Origin of the sequence: Mameliella sp. CS4 (genome assembly GCF_019392335.1) — a bacterium.
Lineage (GTDB): Bacteria > Pseudomonadota > Alphaproteobacteria > Rhodobacterales > Rhodobacteraceae > Antarctobacter.
Genome location: NZ_JAHXRQ010000014.1, coordinates 18036 through 34830, shown reverse-complemented (window position 1 = coordinate 34830; position 16795 = coordinate 18036). Strand labels below are relative to the sequence as shown.

Here is a 16795-nt window from a genome sequence, read left to right as displayed (position 1 = left end):
CTCTGGCGGGGAATGGACTAGGCTCGCCCGGAACCACAGCGATGACCCAAGGCCAAACATGTCCCAGGACCAGACCGACACCCGCCTGACCCGCGCCGAAGCCCGTGGCGTGCGCGCTGCGCGCGAACTCGAAGGACACCTGACCTGGCTCGACACCTTCTCGGGGACGGCGCTTGGCGTGCTCTCGGTGGCTTCGGGCATCTACACTTATCTCGGCGTCTCCTCGCTGCTGGACGAGAACGGCGCCATGTCGGTCTTTGCCGCCATCGCCTATTCCACCGCCGTCTCCGTGGGGATCTTTGTCTTCTGGTCCTACATGCTGCGGCTGTTCCCCGCCGTCCGTACAACCCGCGCCCGCACCGGGCTGATGGCGGCCATGGGGCTGGGCAGCCTCGCCATCGTCGCCATGTCCTCCTGGCTGAACGCCGCCGCGCTCGCGGGCTCAGCCGCCGTCGAACAACACCTGGCCGAAACCGTGCAGGACTACCAGGCGGCGCTGGAACGCGCGCATGAGATCGCGTTGACCGGGCAAGCGCTGGAACGGGACGTCGCCCGCGTCCGCCAAAGCTTCGAGGATCTCTCGGACCTCGAAGCACAGGGCACGCTTTCGGGCCTTGCCGGGCGCGGCGCCGTCTTTCGCGTGTTGCGCCAGAAAGCCGCCGAGCTGACCGCGCTCGAGGCGCAGATCGCCGAACAGACCCCCCTGGTCAAGACCGCCTTTACCGAGGGCAACACCATCCTCAGCCGCATGCGCGCCCTGACCGTCGAACCGGGCAGTGTCGAGGCCCGCAGCGTCGAATTCTCCGAGGCCGCCGTGCGCCTGCAGGGCCTCATCACCCAGCTGCGGCAGCTGTCCGTTGCGCCGTTGGTCGAACGCGCGGCGCAGGATCTGGCCGCCTCCGTGGTTCTGCCCGAACTCGACAGCAGCACCGCCCAGGGCCGCGCCGATCAATCCGCCACCATCACCTCGGTGCTCGAGGTTCTGGCGCAACGCGCGGCCACGCTGGAACGCGCGGCGCAAAACGTCCAGGCACTGCAACCGCCGACCGACGTCACCTATACCCCGCTTTCCGCCGCCGATGCGGTGATCCTCTATGCCCGCAATTTCGTGCCCTCCTGGGCCGGGGCCATCGCCATCGACCTGCTGCCGATGGTGCTGGTCTTCATCCTTGCCATCACCCATGCGGCCATCCGGCAGGGCCGTGAGGGGGCAGGCGTCGAGGATACGCTGACGCTGGCCGAACTGCGCGCCGCCGTCACTGCCCTGCGCGAGGTCGAGGCCGTCGCCGGGCCACCCGCGGCGCCGCCCGTCCCCGCGACCCCGCGCCCCGAGGCCGAGGAGGTCACGCCGCTCAAGGGCAAATCCGCATGACCAGCGCCATGATGGGAGACCGTCCATGAACCGCTCCGTTGCCCGCACCCTGTCGGCCGTGCTGGTCTTCCAGGTTGGTATCGGCGTTTTGCTGGTGCTGGGGGATATGCGCCAGGGGCCGATCAGCCTGCCCGGCTTCCGCCCTGACGCCCCGCGCCTGTCGGAACCGGTCCGCCCCGGTGACCAACGCCGCATCTTCGACCCGGGCCGCGACCGGCCCGCCGTAACCCCTGAACGCGATCCGGGCGAACTGCCCGAACGCCTGACCCTGACCTTTGACCGGGGAGAATGGCGGCTTGAAGGCGCCATAGCCGAGGGCGACGCGGAACGCCTGATCCCCCTGATCGACCGCGCCGACCCGCCGATCGAAACGCTGCTCCTGCAATCCGAGGGCGGCTCGGTGCGCGATGCGCTGGACCTCGGGCGCCACCTGCGCGCCTCCGGCATCGCGACGCAGGTTCTGTCCGGCGAATTCTGCTATTCCGCCTGCCCCTACCTCTTTGCGGGCGGCCAGACGCGCAGCGCGGCGGCCTCTGCCTCCATCGGGGTGCACCAGCACTATTTCGGAGAAAGCACCCTGCTGCCCGCGTTCACCGCCGTCGAGGACATCCAGCGCGGCCAGGCCGAGGTCATGGGCTATCTCGACGATATGGGCGTGGACACGCGCATCATGCGCCACGCACTCGCCACGCCACCCGATGAAATCTACATCCTCCTGCCCGAGGAACTGACACGCTACGCCCTTGTCACCGACACGCCGTAAGGCGCAGGGCACAAATTCTTCGCAGCCCCTTGTCTCGGCCCCCCGCGCAACTTAGGTCTGCGATTGGCGGGTTCTGCCCTTCTCGTGAGACGGGTACATTCCGGTGGCCTTAAGCAAATCCGAGGGAGCTGGCTCTGGCGGGATCGTGGTCTCGTTACCTGGCGCCCACCTGTATATACAGGTCCTCGGGAATGCGATACCCACACGGTTGGCGTGGTTCCCGCCGCTTTCCACATCATGACCAGACCGGCAAGCAGGCTGGAGGGCGGGCCGCTGAGCCGCATGGCTCAGCCGGGGCGTCCGGAAGGCAGCTTGCGCCCGACCCTGGGCAAATGGCTTGTGACCTCCACCGGAAGCGGGCGGCGAGGGCCGCGTGGCGGTGCCGCAGGCCCATCCCTCTCGCCCAGGCGCATGACCGAGATCGCGAATTGTGCCCCGGCAAAGACCGCTGCGCACTGCACCCAAAGCAGCAGCACAGCAAACGGCCCGATGCCGGTATGGGTCACCAGATGCCACAAGTTGCCCACGTTCGACATCAACAGGCCTGCCACGAAAACCGTGGCAAGCCCTGCGCCGACTAGGCTCTGCGTGATGTAAAGTCGGATGATCCGGGGCATTCGCGCCTCCTTTCCCCGGACAAGGGTATGGCGCGCGGCGCACCCGGCAAGCTCCGGGTACGAAATGCCGTTACTTTTTCAGCGGCGCAGCAATCCCCGCAGCGCCCGGTTCTGCGGCGCTTCGGCCGCCACCCGCACGCGGGCCGGTTCCTGCGGACGGACGCGCTGGCGCTTGCCACCCGATGTGTCGTCCTCGTGGCCCATTCGCATGATCGAGATGGCGAATTGCACCCCGGCAAAGACGATGCCGTTGAACATGAACAGCATCAGCACCGCAACAAGGCCCATGTCGCTGCCAGAGACCAGGTGCCAGAGGTTGGCCACGTTGAACCACAGGAGCGCGCCGACAAAGACCGCCGACAGGCCGAAACCGGCCAGGACCTGCAGGATGTAGAGACGGATGAGCTTGGGCATGGGCGACTCCTTCGCATTCGTCTTTCAATATATATCATCCGGGACAGGAAACAAGGATGACCTCCGGCGGGCAGACGGCGCCCCTGCGGCTCAGAGCGTCCGTGCCGCCCCCGCGAGCATGACAAAAGAGATGCCGGAACTGAGGAAATTGAGCCCGATCAGCAGGCCCAGCGCCCAGAGAGCCGTGCCCGGCAGGCCCGCCATCAGCAGGAGGGCAAGCAGGATGGTTATCGCCCCCGACAGCCCCAGCCAGATCCAGCTGTTGTCGTCCATTCCGTGGCCCGGGCGATGCTGCCATGCCAACGCCAGCTCGATTCCCCCCTGCACCAGGAACAGCATGGCAAGCAGGACGGTCAGCCCGATCAGGCCGGTCAGCGGAAAGAAGGCAAGGTAGACGCCCACGGCCAATTGCAGGATGCCGATCAGCCCCAGCCAGAGCGCCGGTCGCCAGCTGCGCGCCTGGAAGGCATGCCAGAGCATCACCGCCCCGGTGATCAACAGGAACCAGCCCAGCATCACCTTGGCGGCGATAGAGGCGACGAGGGGAAAGAGGATAGCCAGAACGCCCAGAACGATCAACACGATGCCAAGCCAGCGAAAGCTGGACTCGTTCTCGCGGATGGCCTGTTTCAGGTCGACGGGGATCTTGGGATCGGAATCAGTCACGCGTTACTCCTTTTTAGGAACAACGTGGTCCCGGAATGTATCCTCCGCAAGACAGGGGCGGTCAGATGGCAGCCAGCGCAGAGGCGAAGCCGGGCAATTTCCCGGCTCAGAAGGCCTCGGGCCGCGCCTCTCGGGCCATGTGGTCCAGCACCGCGTTCACGAAACGCGCTTCCTTGCCTTCCGGGAAAAAGGCCGAGGCCACATCCATATATTCCACGATCGCCACCTTCGGCGGAGTGTCGAACTCCAGCAGCTCGCCCCCCGCCACGCGGAACAGCGCCCGCAGCGTGGGGTCGATCCGCGCGATGGGCCATTTCGCCACCAGCGCCCGGTCGGTCATCTGGTCGATCTTCACCTGCCAGTTGACCGCCTGCTCCAGCAGCCGGGCAAAGAAATCGACATCCCCGTCGATCATCTCTTCACCGTCGACCTGTTCGGCGCCGAACCGGTACTCCAGAAACTCGCGCCGCACCTTGTCCAGCCCTGCGTCCGACTGTTCCATCTGGAACAGGGCCTGAACCGCGTAGAGCCGCGAGGCGCTGCGCATCTTGCGTTTCTGGTTGCCCGAAAGCTTGGTCATGCGATGTCGGGGTCCTTGCTGGTGCCTGCGATCTGGATTTCCTCGCCGAAGGGGACGAATCCCACCCCCTTGCGCGAGCCGCCCCACTTACGTTCCAGGGCCAGCAGATGCAAGGCCGCAGCCGCCGCGCCGCCGCCCTTGTTCTGGCCCTTGGCCTCGGCCCGCACGCGGGCCTGTTCGTAGTTTTCGACGGTCAGGATACCGTTGCCGATGCACAGCCCCTGCAGGCCCAGCAATGTCAGCGCCCGAGAGCTGTCGTTGCACACGGTCTCGTAATGCGTCGTCTCGCCCCGGATCACGCAGCCCAGCGCGACATAGGCGTCGAAATTGGACAACCGCCCGGCGATGCCGATGGCACTCGGCACCTCCAGCGCGCCGGGCACCTCGATCGTCTCGTGCCAGCCACCCGCCGCCTCGATCTCGGCCTCGGCCCCGGCGACCAGCTGATCGGCGATGTCCTTGTAGTAAGGCGCCACGACGATCAGCACCTTGACCGGCTTGTCGAATGTCGGCCGGTCAAGCGTGTGGTGGGTTTCGTTCGATGCCATCAGCCCAGCTCCGAGATCTTGCGGGTGCCCGTGATTTCAAGGCCATAGGCCTCGAGCCCGACCACCTTGGGCGTGGGCGAATTGGTCAGCAGGATCAACTTGGACAGGCCCAGCGAGGACAGGATCTGCGCCCCGAGCCCGTATTGCCGAAGTGTCCGGGGAGAGACCTCGTCGCTGACATCCAGCTGCTGGGAGGTGTCGCGCAGCAGCACGACGACGCCGCGGCCCTCGCGCGAAACTTCCTCCATCGCGTGCTGGAACTCATGCGCCCGGCCCTTCGGCCCGGTGCCGATCACGTCCAGCATCGGATCCATCGCGTGCATGCGTACCAGCACCGGATCGGGGGTCGAGATGTCGCCCTTTACCAGCACGATATGCTCGTCGCCGTGGGTCTCGTCGGTATAGACCCGCATCAGCCATTCGCCGCCGAATTCGGAGCTGATCGGCGTTTCGGTGCGCACCTTGACCAGGTTGTCGTTGCGGCGCCGGTAGGCGATCAGGTCGCTGATGGTGCCGATCTTCAGCCCGTGGCGCTGCGCAAAGGCGACCAGTTCGGGCAGGCGCGCCATCGTGCCGTCCTCGTTCATGATCTCGCAGATCACGCCCGCCGGATTCAGCCCGGCAAGACGGGAGATGTCGACCGCCGCCTCTGTGTGGCCCGCGCGAACCAGCACGCCGCCCTTGCGGGCACGCAGTGGAAAGACATGGCCCGGCGTGGCGATATCCGCCGCCCCTTTCGAGGCATCGACAGCCACCGCGATGGTCCGTGCACGGTCAGCGGCGGAAATACCCGTCGTGACCCCTTCGCGCGCCTCGATCGAGGTGGTGAAGGCGGTCTCGTGCCGGGACGAATTGTTCGTCGACATCAGTGACAGGCCCAGTTCCTCGATCCGGTCCGAGGTCATGGACAGGCAGATCAGCCCCCGGCCATAAAGCGCCATGAAGTTGACCGCATCGGGCGTTGCCCATTGCGCGGGAATCACCAGGTCGCCCTCGTTCTCACGATCCTCGTGGTCGACCAGGACGAACATGCGCCCGTTGCGGGCATCGTCGATGATTTCCTCGATCGAGGAGATTGCGTTGGACCAGTCCTGTTCCACCGGTCCGGGGTTTTCGAAATCGGGCATAGGGCCTCCCTCCTGCCAGTCTCAGGCGGGATACTTGAGACCCGGGCCAAATGCCAGAGGCAAGCGGACTTGAACGAAACGCCATTTCCCAGGCCTGTCGCGGCTTTCCGGGCGACCACGGGTACGCGGTCTCAGTCGAAGATGTCCTCGATCAGGTCGAAGGCCTCGCTCAAGAGCTTGTAGGCCGGGCTCTTGCGCCGCTGTTTCTTCTTCTTTTTCTTCGGTTTCCGCAGCGGCGGCTCCCAGGTTTCCCGGCGTGTGGCGTGGACCTCGGGCGCGCGCTTGCGCTTTCCCTTTCGCGGTGGGCGATGTGCCTCGGCATCGACGGCATCGGTGCGCAGCGATTTCAGGTCATGCAACGGCGCCCCGCAGCCGGAACAGGCCAGTTCGTGCCGCTGCATCCCTTCAAGGCGCAGTGCAGCGCGGGTGCCGCAGTAACAACAGGTGGCAATCTTTGTGGTCGGCATTCAGCGCAGTTAGGCACGCGCCGCATAAAGCGCAACCGCCGCCGCGTTCGAGACGTTGAGAGAGCCGAAATCGCGCGCGAACTCGATCCGCACCAGCGCATCGACGGTCTCTTTTGTCTTGGGCCGCAGCCCCGGACCCTCCGCCCCCAGCACCAGCGCGACAGGCACATCCCGGCGCGCCTCCAGGGCCTCCTCGATGGTCTGTTCGGCCTCGCCGTCCAGACCAAGCACCAGATATCCCATCTTCTGGAGCGCGATGATCGTCTCCGCCAGGTTGCGCTCACGCAGGTAGGGTTGGCGTTCCAGCGCGCCGCTTGCGGTCTTGGCCAGCGCGCCGGTTTCCGGCGCCGCGTGGTGCCGGGTGCCGATGACCGCCTGCGCCCCGAACACCTCGGCCGAGCGCAGAATCGCCCCGACGTTGTGCGGGTCCGTCACGCGGTCCAGCAGCACCAGCCGCAAGGCCCCCTCGCCCGAAAGCGCCACGTCCTCCAGCCGCCCCCAGTCCAGCGGCTTGACCTCCAGCGCAGCGCCCTGGTGCACCGACCCGGGGTCCAGCGGCGCGCCGAACTTGCGCGGATCGTGGATTTCGGGCGTCATGCCGGAGACATCGACCGCTTCGGTCAATTTCTCGGCAGCGTTGGGCGTCAGGATCAGCCGAAGCTTGTCCCGCCGAGGGTTCATGAGCGCGTCACGCACGGCGTGCAGCCCGAACAGCCAGACGGTTTCCGCCGCCGAAGCGCGTTTCGCCTGCTCCTTCTCGACCACCCATTTCGGTTTCTTCGCCATCGCCGATGCCCCCGTTTCCTGAGGTGACAGGCTTTGCATCCAAGAAGGGTCTTTGCCAAGGGAATTTCCTGTTGACGCGGATTTTGGCCGGATGTAATCAGCCCCCCACGCCGGCAGCGACCGGCGCTCGGTGGGCGACAGGCCGCAAGGTGTGGCAGGGGACTGTAACTCCCTCGCGGAGACGCACGCTTGGTTCGATTCCAAGGTCGCCCACCAAACTTCCAAATTATTCAATGATTTCAACAGTCATGTGTCCCGCACATGGCCCGTTTTGCGTCAATGAAAATCAATGACTTACAGGACAGGTGTCCCGCAGATGTCGGGGTTTCTCACTCCGTCCGCGTTCCCCACAGTGCGTCGGCGCCCGGATCGTAGAACCGATGCATGTCAGAGGCGCCGACATGGCGGCAGCGACGACACCGGCAGCGGCGCAGGATCTGGTCACGCAGCATGCCGTGGCTCTCTTGCGGGGCGGGGATGGTGTTCTCGAATCCGCAGGCGGCGCATTTGAACCAGAGGTGAATCACGGCGCGCAGTAACCCGGTACCTCACCCGTGAACGGCCCCACCTGGCGCTGCACCTCGATATACCCACCCTGCGGGTCGAACCGCGCGCAGCGCCCACAGACCCCCTGCCCGATCAGGACCGCACCAATGTCGCGGCCATCGTCCAGAACACAGCGCCCAACTTCTCGATCGTATGTCCGGTCGCCGTTCAGCCTGCAGGTAAGGTCCTGCCCCTCGACCAGGTCACGCATGGCAGCCGTCGCGAGCTTCCCGAGGTCAGAGCCGCGTTCCTCGCAGTTCAGACCGTTGAGGCGGATCGGGATGCCCGAGACCTCGATCGTGTCGCCGTCGCGAATGTGGGTGACGCGGCCCGTGACCACGTCTGGGTCAACGGGTTGATCGGTGGCGCGGTCCAAGGCCCAACCACCGGCGACAAGGATCATTACGACTGGCAGGACCCGTCCCTTCATACGGCGCACTAGTAGCATAGGAATCAAAAACGCCTTGTGATGGATGCACTGCGGGTTATCCACAGGACTTTACAGATTTTGGGCAAATGAGAACATCAGAGAACACGACGCTCGACAAGTCGGCTAGCGCTACGATACTATGCTAAATTATGTGGGATAGTCCGGGACCTCCTACCACAGATAGCCCCGGACCTGGGAAACTTCGAAACCGCGCCGCAGCGCGTCCTCCCACAGTCTAGAATGCCCGTGTTCGCACGGAAGGTCAAGACGGCATGCTGCGGCGCAGCGCCCTAGGAGGGGCGACGTTATGAGCAGTATTGGATGGAACTGGCCCAACCTAGACGGTCTGTACTACTATTTCACTGTCACCAAAATTCCTGCACTTTTGCCCCCAGCCAGCGGCGTCTACAACATCTGTCGCATCGTACCAGACGGATTCGTGCCCCTATATGTGGGAGAGACCGAAAACCTCCACAAACGCTTGGTATTGGAGATGTCGAAGCACGAAGGATTCTCTCGCTCGCTCGACCACGGCGCAACACACATCGGATATCATCTGGCTGAGGAAGAGGATCGGCTCCGCATCGAGACGGAACTCCGGCATTCACTTAGCCCGCCATGCAACTTGCAGCCCGTTCCGTTTGGCGGCATCGCGGCGTTGTTGGCGGGACGGCAGCCGCCCAAATAAGTCTTGGAGGCGCCTAGCTGTCTAACGGGTGCCTTCCGGGGCATGACTCAAGGTTTTGCCCCGGACAAGATTGCCGCCAGCTGGATGCCGGCATCGAATGATGCAACCTTTCCGAGAATGTTGATTCCCTTGATATTCTCTTGATCTAACGACTCGAAGACGAAGAACCCGTCAAATCCGAGGTGCTCTGCCTCGCAAGCCAATACAGCTTGCCGTGACAGTGTCCCGATGTGGACGCAGCGCCCCTCTTCAACTTGCCGCGAAACAAGGAAATCTTCCATGTCATCACCTCCCAGAATCTCCGCCAACGATTTGGCCCGTTATCTGGTGTCCAAGCCGACCACGCAAATCAGTATCGTGAAGAATGCAAAGTCGCCACAGAAACCCCCGATAATTCGCTATACTGACGCGCGGAAGGCTATTGTCGACCATCTTAGCGACATGCATCGGTCAAAATCACCCCTTGTTGCAGCTTCACAAATGCTGGAGCAGCGCGCTCAAGACCCTTCGCAAAGCTCTCTTCGACAAGACGATGCGACAAAGTCCATAGAAGTTATCGGCGCACTGCAGGACATGTCCAATCAACTTGCAGGCTTCCAGTTTCACAAGGCTGCGGCGAAGCAGGCGAAACTGATGATCGAGGGAGTCGAGGTTTCTGTTCATGCGGACATGTTGGTTCACGGCGAGCGCAAAGGCATTGCCGAGGTCGGCGCCGCGATGCTCAGAATGACCCAGGACGATGCAGCCACCGATGCCGCGAAGCTAAAGCGCCAGAATATGGGGCTCTACGTCGCTACGTTGCTTCGCATGCATACAGAAGCAAATCTGAAAGGAAACCGAACGCCAGCGAACCGCCTATGCCTATCCATCGACGTGCAGCACGGCGAGGCGTTCGTAGCGCCCAAAGCCTCGGCTCAGAGGATGAAAGACATTCGCAGTGCGTGTAAGTTCATCGCGGCTTTGTGGGACACGGTTTAGAAATCGGGTCAGCTACCCAAGACTGTGGCTCGGACAGCATCAGGCTTCCACTGGCCCTACGGGGCCAGCCTCAAACCTCTGCCCGGCAGATCCCACCCAACAGTTCCCGCGTCCAGCCGGACATCGACCGCATCCGCGCACGATACTCCGGGGCCAGCGCCTGCCAGGCGGGCCGGAAGGTCTCGCAGGCCTTCCAGGGCTGGCGTCCGTCATCCCAGTAGTGCGGGCGGTCATCCATCGGTACACCGCACAGGACAACCCGGTCGAATCCCATGTCGATCAACGCGACCTTGGCCGCGAACAGGCCGGATGATCCGGATCTCGTCTGGCCCGGGAACTTGTAGGGGATGAACTCCGCCCCCTCGGGCAGCTCCTTGCCCGCGTGACTGCGCCCCGCCGCACCGTGGCCCAGGTGGCGCCGCGCGGGCGGATAGCCGCGATCGGCGCGCCCCTGCACCCAGCCCTTGCCGATCCAGTGCGTCGCGTGCAGTGACACCCAGGCGTCCAGCTCTCCCGGCCAGACCATGCCCGCGTCATTCGCCGCGATCGCGCCGTCGACCGGGCCACCATAGGCGGCGATGTCGTCCTGCAGCGTGTCACCGCCGCCCAGGACAAGGCAGGTTCTCATCTCAGCAACTCCGGAACGATAGCGCGGACGTCATGGTGCGCCTCGACCCAGGCCCGCGCAGGCGCGGCACCGCGGGCCGCCGCCACGACTTCGGACAGGTCGGGCGTGATCCCGCCCCGGCCGGAATAACTGTTGTGCATCTGGCGGGTTAGGTCGCCGTCCAGAAGCGCGCGCTGGTAGGCGGATCGGTGATCGTAGAGCACGACCGGCGCCCCGCAGGCCATCGCCTCCAGCGCGGCACGGCCCGTCGCCCAGACCACCGCCGCCTGGCGCAGGACACAGCGCGCCGGCACAGGCCGCGCGTCGCGCAGGTGAAGATACCGCAGGCGCAGCCGCGCGGCGGCCTGCGGGCAATGGGTGCGCGATCCGCGATAGCTGAACCGCACGGCCAGCGCCGCGCCCCGGTCCTCTCCGGGCGTCCAGAACGCCAGGTCGATGGGCTGGCGCAGAACATCGGCGGCAGCGCCCCAGTGATCGCGCACACCCTCGGACACGCAGATGAGCCGGTCCGCTGGCCCGGGGCGTTCCGCCTCGATGATCCCGTGACTGACGCTGATCACGCGGGCGCAGAGCGGCGCCAGGTGGCCGGTCTCGGCCCAGTTGGCCAGGATGCCGAGGTCACAGGGCGGCGGCGCGTGGCGGCCAGGTTCCCACAGGATCACGGAATAGCCGAGGCGGCGCAGCTCTGCCGCCACCGTGTCGATCCAGGACTGCACCCCGCCGATGGGGCGTCGCCCGCCGGGCACGAACTTGCCCGCCAGCAGAACCCGCATCAGAGCCGATGCCCCACGCCGATGCCCGGACGCCCGGGCCAGGACTTGATCCCCGTCACCCCGCGCGGCTCCGGCCGCCACAGCCGCTTGGCGAACCCGAAATGCCGCCAGAGCCGCAGGTCGATCCCGGTGGCACCTGTCCGGCAGCATTCGGCCAGGGCCTCGATCGCGCGCCCACGCAGCGCGGTGCTGCACAGGCTGGCGTGCCGGTCGTTGCCCATGTCGCGCCGGGCGCCGGTCAGGCGGTTGATGTAGAGGCTGTGCGACTCGCCCACCAGTTCCGCCAGGTCCAGCCGGTGATCGCAGGCCTCCAGCCACCAATCGGCATAGGCGTCGTCATCCTCGATCACCGCGACGCGCCCGCTGCAATACGGCAGGCCGTGCAGGATGTTGCGCGCCAGCGTGTTCTGCCCGGGCTGCCAGCAGGGCTCCGGGCGCAGGTGCAGGATCTCCCAGCCGGGGATCTGCGGCGTGGGCATCGGCTCTGGCCCGTCATCGACGATGACCCAGCGGGCGGTCACGGTCTGCGCGGCCATCTGGGCAACACAGGCGGCAAAGGCCTCGGGGCGGGCGCCGGTGGGCGTCAGGGCAGTGATCATCGCGCCAGCTCCGCCCGCCGCGCCGCACTCGCCGGCGTGTGATCGGCACAGCGGGCGCGGGTCCAGACACCGGCCGCGCAGCCGCGCGCGACGGTTTGGTCGATCCGCTCCTGATCCTCGATCGTCAGGCCCTGCGCGCCGGGCAGCGCGTCACCGAGGGTCGCTGACAGGCCCGGCACACTCTCCGGCTGCGAAATCCCACAGCCCCCCAGCAGCAACACAGTCGCGGCGGCCAAGCTCCGCCCAGATCGCGGCTTTCGTGGCATCGTCATTCTCCTGTTGGATGTCCCGGGCGTGGTCGCGCCGCCCCAGCGCGTAGATCCCGGCGGCGAGGCTGGCGGCCAGCACCAGCGCGATGGCAAGGCGGGTCACGCCTCGATCTCCGGCAGGTCGACGGTCTGCCCCGCCAGCTGGTGCGTGCTGTCCGGCAGGAACCGGATGCGGCCATGCTCGACGAAGCTGTGACAGACGCGGGCGGGCCGGTCCGCCGCCGTGAACTCCTGCCGGTGGTTGATCGAGGGCGACAGCGTGGGCCGATCGAGATCGCCGTTGAAGGTCCAGCGCGGACGGCCCGGGCCGGTGTTCAGCATGTGCGTCCAGCCACAGCCGGGGCATTTGAACTCGACCGAGGTTTCGCGGGCGATGATGCGGGTCATCCGCGCACCTTCAGGCAGGCGATGTTCTTCCGGTCGATGTCATGCTGTTCAACCAGCTTGGCCTTGGCAGCCTCGCAGAGGGTTTCCGTTTCGAACTCGACCTGCACGATGTCCATGCCGATGTACCAGACCATGACCCACAGCATCACTTCCGCGCCGCCTTCCAGACGCGCACGAGGACCAGCAGGCCGAGAGCAGCGGCCAGGAACAGGCCCAGCCCCCAGGCCGCATCCAGCGCCCAAGGCGGCGCGCTGTCGATCACGCGGGCGCCGCCATAGCCCGTCCCTGCCCCACCCAGCACCTTGGTCGCCTCCTTCAGCGAGGTGTCGATCCGCGAGGTGACCGGGTCCTTGGGGTCCGGCTGCGGCGCGGCGCGGATCTGGCGCAGGGCCGTCATGACTTCGTCGATGCTGGCGTGCGCCTTGTTCAGCCCGTCACCCGCGTAGTAGCTCTGCCCGGCCCGCACGGTGCGCCCCTTGACCTGGACATCATGCGGCACCGGCAGGCTCGCCCACTCTTTCGCCAGCGACAGGGCGAAGGCCTCGGGCGCCATGCGGCCGGCCAAGAAATCGTCCAGGCCCCGGCGCCGCAGCAGCCCCAACGCCAGCCGGTCCTGCGTGGCCCGGTCGTACCGGGCGGTCAGGGGCACGCCCGCCTCGCGGTAGAGCCCGCGCAGCGTGTCCTCCAGGATCTGGTAGGCCCCCGCCGCCTCGCTGTTGTACCGGCGGTCGATGCTGTCCTGCCAGTCCAGCACCTGCCCCACGGTCATCTCGACCAACGGGTGCGGCGGGTGATCCTGCGATTTGATCCCGCCCCAGACGGCGCCGTAGTCGTCGGCGCTTTCGTGCAGGCGCAGAACAGCGAGCAGCGGTTCGACCGCCGCGATGGTTCGATCGGTCATGCCGATGCTCCTCTCATTTGTCGGATGTGTCGTCGCGGATCTCGCGGGTCAGCGCGGGCGTCAGGATCGCGCCCCAGCGCTAGAGGCCCCAGAGGTGCAGGGCCAGCCAGCGAGTCACTTGTCCGCCTTGGTCTTAAGTTCCTCACGGATCTCCGTGAGCAGGCGGCTCATCTGCGTGAGCGTGGTCTGGATCGTGGCCAGGATCTCGACGTCGGACAGCCGGTGCGCCTCCAGCGACTTCACGCGGTCTTTCAGCTCTGAGAATTCCTTTGCGAACTGCAGCTTCAGTTCAGCGATTTCCTTTTCGAGCTGCTGGGTTTTCCATGCGTTCTGCGCGATGCCCAGCCGCCAGGCAAAGGCGATCCCGATGAGCGCAGCGAAGGTCGGCGCCCAGTCCTGGATGAACTGCTCCATATTACCCCAGTGTCTTGTAGTTGATTGTTTCGTCAGCTGGCGCGTGACGTTAAGATTTTCAGTGATTTGCACTTGGTTTTACGGCAACCACGCTCGGGCTTGTCGGGGCCACCGCGCAATAAAAGAGGTCGGACAAAACCAGCAGTTCCATCCGACCTGAAGTTGCAACCATTGAGCAGTCCGCTCCACCTAAGGATGTATTATCAGCTCGGATTTTTCAAGCCCTAATCCCGGGCGGCCCCGCCACCCACAGCTGGTCGATGAGTGTCTGGCCGGGCATCACGCAGCTCGTCCAACAACCGCCTGCGCCGCGTCCAGGAACGCCCCGTTTACGAAAAGCGCTCCGGTTCATGGAACAGCGGGATCAGCTGCGCAGCGCCTCGAATGTCTCGCCCTGACTGACCATGACCGCGGCCGTGTTGTGGACGCCATCCGCGATGTACGCTTGCGCGTCGTTGTTGTAGAGCATGACGTTAGCATTGGCCGCAATGAATGCGTCAGTGCCGGTGCGGACGTAGCCTAGCGCCGTCGCATCGCTCGCCGGATCGTCAGCATGTGCCCGCATCATCAGGACCTCGACTGGATAAGGCAGATCAGATTCCATCTCGTCAAGGATTGCCTGGAGCCTTGCCTGGAACGTGGCTGCATCGCTGGTCATTGTCGTCGAAACCGCGTCATTTAGGCCCAGCGAAATCATCACGTAGATGGTGCCGCTTGGTTTGTGGCCGCGCTCTGCCATGACGCCGAAAAGCCACTCTATGGTGCGAAGCGCGGTGTGATACAGGCCTGCGCTGCTGCGCAGCTCAGAAACATTCCACGACAAAGACGAATTCGAGGTGATACTGGACGGCGTAGCGTAGGACGAACCTTTGCCCAAGTTGAGCGCATAGCACGGGCCGACATTCCGCGCCCGCAGCGTTCGCGCAGCAACCAGCCCTGCAAATAGCGAGGTTTTCACCGTTGCCAGCGTATCAGTCGGGGCCTCTTCGTGTCCGCTGCCCCAATGGTCGAACGGCAAGAGTCGCACCGCGTCGTTTCCACCACCAGCCGACGAGACGATTTCCACACACGAGCCGCTGAGAGCGGAATAAGCCGCTGGCAGGTTGGCGACAAGGTCGACGCCTTCCATCATGCTGTCACCAATTCCGATATAAACGTCACGCTCTTCTTGGCAGTCGTCAAAGTGCATGCTGACGCCGTGCCGCGCCATGTACCGGCGGACCCAGTGCCCCAGAGCCACCAGGTCGTCGGCGTCGAGCGCCGAGGTCCAGAGGAGGACCACGGCGACCTCCATCTCGGTCACGCGGGATGTATCCACCGTGTACCTGCCGCCAACCGCCAGCCCCGCCGTCAAGGCAGACGCGCGCTCACGGTGGTGCGCTGCCCAGGTGCCCCGGTCCAAACCGTAGTCAAACAGCGCGCGGGTGTCACGCCACGACTGGCCCGCAGCCATGACCTTTTCAGAAGATGCCGAAGCATCCGGGCCGAAACCTTTGCCCGCCGTCCCTAAAGGACCGCTACCACTCGGTCCCTCGACCACAAAACCACTACCGAGACCGTCAACAGGCGCGCGCATTATGACGGTCGAGCCGATCACCGAATTCGTCGGCAGGCGCAATACGCCGCCGGTCAAGCGAATGCCGAGGGCCGTCAGATCGTAGCTTTGCGACGCCGGTGCGGATAGGTCGATCTCGGCACCGCCATAGGCCGGATAGAGCGTCGAGCCATCCACCGCGTTCAGCAGATAGGCTGCCTCCAATTTGGCCCGGAGGCTGGCGGGCATGTCGCCGATGGGGTCATAGGTGAGCACCCCATCGCCAGGGGCCGACACCACCTTGGCCGTCAATTCCCAGATGAACGGGGAGGCCGAGGTGGTGCCCGAGACGCCCAGCAATTGGTAGCCTCGGACCGCCTTGAATGCGCTGTCGCTCGTCCATGCCTGCGAGGTTGCACCGCCCAGCGTGGCGGCGGACCCGGCATCTGTCCAGGTCGTGCCGTCATAGGTGACCTGCAATTTCCAGGTGCCGTGCGATTGTGTGCCGGACTGGGTGATTGTGACCTCGGTGAGGTATTTCTGCGCACCGGCCGGGAACATGACCCGCAGGTAATGCCCTGTCGCGGTCACCGCGTTGAACGCGATCCCGTCCGACACCCCTGTTGAGGACGCGCCGTCGATCAGGTTGGACGCGCTCCCGGAGGCCAGCAGACCCGAGGAAACACTGGCCGTCTGCACCGCAGTCCGGTCGCCGGACCCCGCTGCATCGCTGTAGCTGGTGGCCGAATCGACTGAGACGTCGGCGACGGAGGCGTCGACATAAGCCTCCGACGCCGCGTCGGCGACATCGGTCACGTCCAGCGCAACCGCGCCCGTCTTGCCCGCGACGGACAGCACGGTTGCGGCCGGTCGCTGAAACCAGTTGGCGGCGTATGTCGTGGTGCTGGCGCTGTTCACCAGGGCGACGATCTGGTCGCCCACGGCAAAGGTCACGCCGTCCACGGTTCCGGCGGTTTCGACTTCCCACAGGTCCATGGCTGTTGCGCCAGACGGGAACGCCCCGGATGAGGCGTCCCAACCGCCCTGCAGCGCGAAATCCCCCGCGGCCGCTTCGAGGTCTGTGATGCGGACGTCCAGCGCATCGGTGACGGAGGTGTCGGCCTTTCCGGTCTCAGTTGCGGAAACGCGGGTGTCGAGAGCCGTGAGATCGGTGTCGCTGGCGGCGCCGTCGATCACCTCGTCCAGCACGGTTTCCAGTTCCGCCGGATCCGGTTGGTAGTTCGCCGATACCGGCGTCCCGCGCAGAACCGCCCGCGGGGTCTTTGTCGTTGTCAGTGCCATTTTGAT

23 protein-coding genes and 1 tRNA gene are annotated in these 16795 nt (G+C 65.2%); 5 read left to right on the top strand and 19 right to left on the bottom strand.

The window, feature by feature from the left end; all coding sequences use genetic code 11:
• The first annotated feature begins 58 nt into the window (after positions 1–58).
• Together KZZ07_RS16610 and KZZ07_RS16605 are read left to right on the top strand one after the other, a co-directional pair.
• Positions 59–1372 (top strand): hypothetical protein, encoded by a 1314-nt coding sequence (locus tag KZZ07_RS16610; RefSeq protein WP_219515918.1) that lies wholly within the window; start codon positions 59–61, stop codon positions 1370–1372.
• Between the two features lie 25 nt (positions 1373–1397).
• Entirely contained in the window at positions 1398–2135 is a 738-nt protein-coding gene (locus KZZ07_RS16605; protein ID WP_219515917.1) for a COG3904 family protein, read from the top strand.
• 287 nt (positions 2136–2422) lie between these two features.
• Here KZZ07_RS16605 and KZZ07_RS16600 read toward each other — a convergent pair whose 3' ends face one another.
• From KZZ07_RS16600 to rlmB, 8 genes are all read right to left on the bottom strand, one after another.
• On the bottom strand, positions 2423–2752 hold the full coding sequence (locus KZZ07_RS16600) for a hypothetical protein (RefSeq protein WP_219515916.1): 330 nt from the start codon (positions 2750–2752) through the stop codon (positions 2423–2425).
• Positions 2753–2830: 78 nt separating this feature from the next.
• The gene (locus KZZ07_RS16595; protein WP_219515915.1) at positions 2831–3166 is read right to left on the bottom strand and encodes a hypothetical protein; all 336 of its coding nucleotides are present in this window, start codon (positions 3164–3166) and stop codon (positions 2831–2833) included.
• 90 nt (positions 3167–3256) lie between these two features.
• On the bottom strand, positions 3257–3832 hold the full coding sequence (locus KZZ07_RS16590) for an HdeD family acid-resistance protein (RefSeq protein WP_219515914.1): 576 nt from the start codon (positions 3830–3832) through the stop codon (positions 3257–3259).
• 106 nt (positions 3833–3938) lie between these two features.
• Positions 3939–4412 (bottom strand): transcription antitermination factor NusB, encoded by a 474-nt coding sequence (nusB, locus tag KZZ07_RS16585; protein ID WP_219515913.1) that lies wholly within the window; start codon positions 4410–4412, stop codon positions 3939–3941.
• On the bottom strand, positions 4409–4960 hold the full coding sequence (locus KZZ07_RS16580; RefSeq protein ID WP_219515912.1) for a 6,7-dimethyl-8-ribityllumazine synthase: 552 nt from the start codon (positions 4958–4960) through the stop codon (positions 4409–4411). The genes nusB and KZZ07_RS16580 overlap by 4 nt, the downstream gene beginning before the upstream one ends.
• A complete protein-coding gene (gene ribB / locus KZZ07_RS16575; RefSeq protein WP_219515911.1) occupies positions 4960–6087 on the bottom strand; it encodes a 3,4-dihydroxy-2-butanone-4-phosphate synthase in 1128 nt (375 codons plus the stop codon). The genes KZZ07_RS16580 and ribB overlap by 1 nt, the downstream gene beginning before the upstream one ends.
• Before the next feature lie 131 nt (positions 6088–6218).
• Positions 6219–6554, bottom strand: a complete 336-nt coding sequence (locus KZZ07_RS16570; RefSeq protein ID WP_219515909.1) for a hypothetical protein — start codon at positions 6552–6554, stop codon at positions 6219–6221.
• Between the two features lie 9 nt (positions 6555–6563).
• On the bottom strand, positions 6564–7340 hold the full coding sequence (rlmB, locus tag KZZ07_RS16565) for a 23S rRNA (guanosine(2251)-2'-O)-methyltransferase RlmB (protein ID WP_219515908.1): 777 nt from the start codon (positions 7338–7340) through the stop codon (positions 6564–6566).
• Positions 7341–7472: 132 nt separating this feature from the next.
• Here rlmB and KZZ07_RS16560 point away from each other — a divergent pair.
• Positions 7473–7556 (top strand) — tRNA-Tyr (locus KZZ07_RS16560).
• 307 nt (positions 7557–7863) lie between these two features.
• On the opposite strand, the gene KZZ07_RS16555 is transcribed toward KZZ07_RS16560, so the two are convergent.
• A complete protein-coding gene (locus KZZ07_RS16555; RefSeq protein WP_219515907.1) occupies positions 7864–8289 on the bottom strand; it encodes a thermonuclease family protein in 426 nt (141 codons plus the stop codon).
• Positions 8290–8623: 334 nt separating this feature from the next.
• Here KZZ07_RS16555 and KZZ07_RS16550 point away from each other — a divergent pair, with 334 nt between their 5' ends.
• The gene (locus KZZ07_RS16550; RefSeq protein WP_219515906.1) at positions 8624–9004 is read left to right on the top strand and encodes a hypothetical protein; all 381 of its coding nucleotides are present in this window, start codon (positions 8624–8626) and stop codon (positions 9002–9004) included.
• Positions 9005–9051: 47 nt separating this feature from the next.
• On the opposite strand, the gene KZZ07_RS16545 is transcribed toward KZZ07_RS16550, so the two are convergent.
• Complete coding sequence (locus tag KZZ07_RS16545; protein WP_219515905.1) at positions 9052–9285, bottom strand: hypothetical protein; 234 nt, start codon at positions 9283–9285, stop codon at positions 9052–9054.
• On the opposite strand from KZZ07_RS16545, the gene KZZ07_RS16540 reads away from it, so the two are divergent.
• Positions 9284–9982: a hypothetical protein gene (locus KZZ07_RS16540; RefSeq protein WP_219515904.1), complete on the top strand. Its 699-nt coding sequence runs from the start codon at positions 9284–9286 to the stop codon at positions 9980–9982. The genes KZZ07_RS16545 and KZZ07_RS16540 overlap by 2 nt on opposite strands.
• A gap of 70 nt (positions 9983–10052) precedes the next feature.
• On the opposite strand, the gene KZZ07_RS16535 is transcribed toward KZZ07_RS16540, so the two are convergent.
• The 9 genes from KZZ07_RS16535 to KZZ07_RS16495 all read right to left on the bottom strand — a co-directional run bounded on the left by KZZ07_RS16535 (position 10053) and on the right by KZZ07_RS16495 (position 16789).
• Entirely contained in the window at positions 10053–10610 is a 558-nt protein-coding gene (locus KZZ07_RS16535; RefSeq protein ID WP_219515903.1) for a hypothetical protein, read from the bottom strand.
• A complete protein-coding gene (locus KZZ07_RS16530) occupies positions 10607–11383 on the bottom strand; it encodes a hypothetical protein (protein ID WP_219515901.1) in 777 nt (258 codons plus the stop codon). Before KZZ07_RS16530 ends, KZZ07_RS16535 begins: the two co-directional genes overlap by 4 nt.
• Positions 11383–11982: a glycosyltransferase family A protein gene (locus KZZ07_RS16525; protein WP_219515899.1), complete on the bottom strand. Its 600-nt coding sequence runs from the start codon at positions 11980–11982 to the stop codon at positions 11383–11385. The genes KZZ07_RS16530 and KZZ07_RS16525 overlap by 1 nt, the downstream gene beginning before the upstream one ends.
• A 150-nt stretch (positions 11983–12132) precedes the next feature.
• Entirely contained in the window at positions 12133–12354 is a 222-nt protein-coding gene (locus KZZ07_RS16520) for a hypothetical protein (protein WP_219515897.1), read from the bottom strand.
• The gene (locus KZZ07_RS16515) at positions 12351–12638 is read right to left on the bottom strand and encodes a ubiquitination-like system serine protease family protein (RefSeq protein WP_219515895.1); all 288 of its coding nucleotides are present in this window, start codon (positions 12636–12638) and stop codon (positions 12351–12353) included. Before KZZ07_RS16515 ends, KZZ07_RS16520 begins: the two co-directional genes overlap by 4 nt.
• Positions 12635–12787 carry a hypothetical protein gene (locus KZZ07_RS16510; RefSeq protein ID WP_190285485.1) on the bottom strand — a complete coding sequence of 51 codons (153 nt, stop codon included), beginning with the start codon at positions 12785–12787 and terminating at the stop codon, positions 12635–12637. The genes KZZ07_RS16515 and KZZ07_RS16510 overlap by 4 nt, the downstream gene beginning before the upstream one ends.
• Positions 12784–13539 (bottom strand): hypothetical protein, encoded by a 756-nt coding sequence (locus KZZ07_RS16505; RefSeq protein ID WP_219515893.1) that lies wholly within the window; start codon positions 13537–13539, stop codon positions 12784–12786. Before KZZ07_RS16505 ends, KZZ07_RS16510 begins: the two co-directional genes overlap by 4 nt.
• A 114-nt stretch (positions 13540–13653) precedes the next feature.
• Positions 13654–13953 carry a PilN family protein gene (locus tag KZZ07_RS16500; protein ID WP_219515892.1) on the bottom strand — a complete coding sequence of 100 codons (300 nt, stop codon included), beginning with the start codon at positions 13951–13953 and terminating at the stop codon, positions 13654–13656.
• Positions 13954–14317: 364 nt separating this feature from the next.
• Positions 14318–16789, bottom strand: a complete 2472-nt coding sequence (locus tag KZZ07_RS16495) for a hypothetical protein (RefSeq protein ID WP_219515890.1) — start codon at positions 16787–16789, stop codon at positions 14318–14320.
• Positions 16790–16795: the final 6 nt, after the last annotated feature.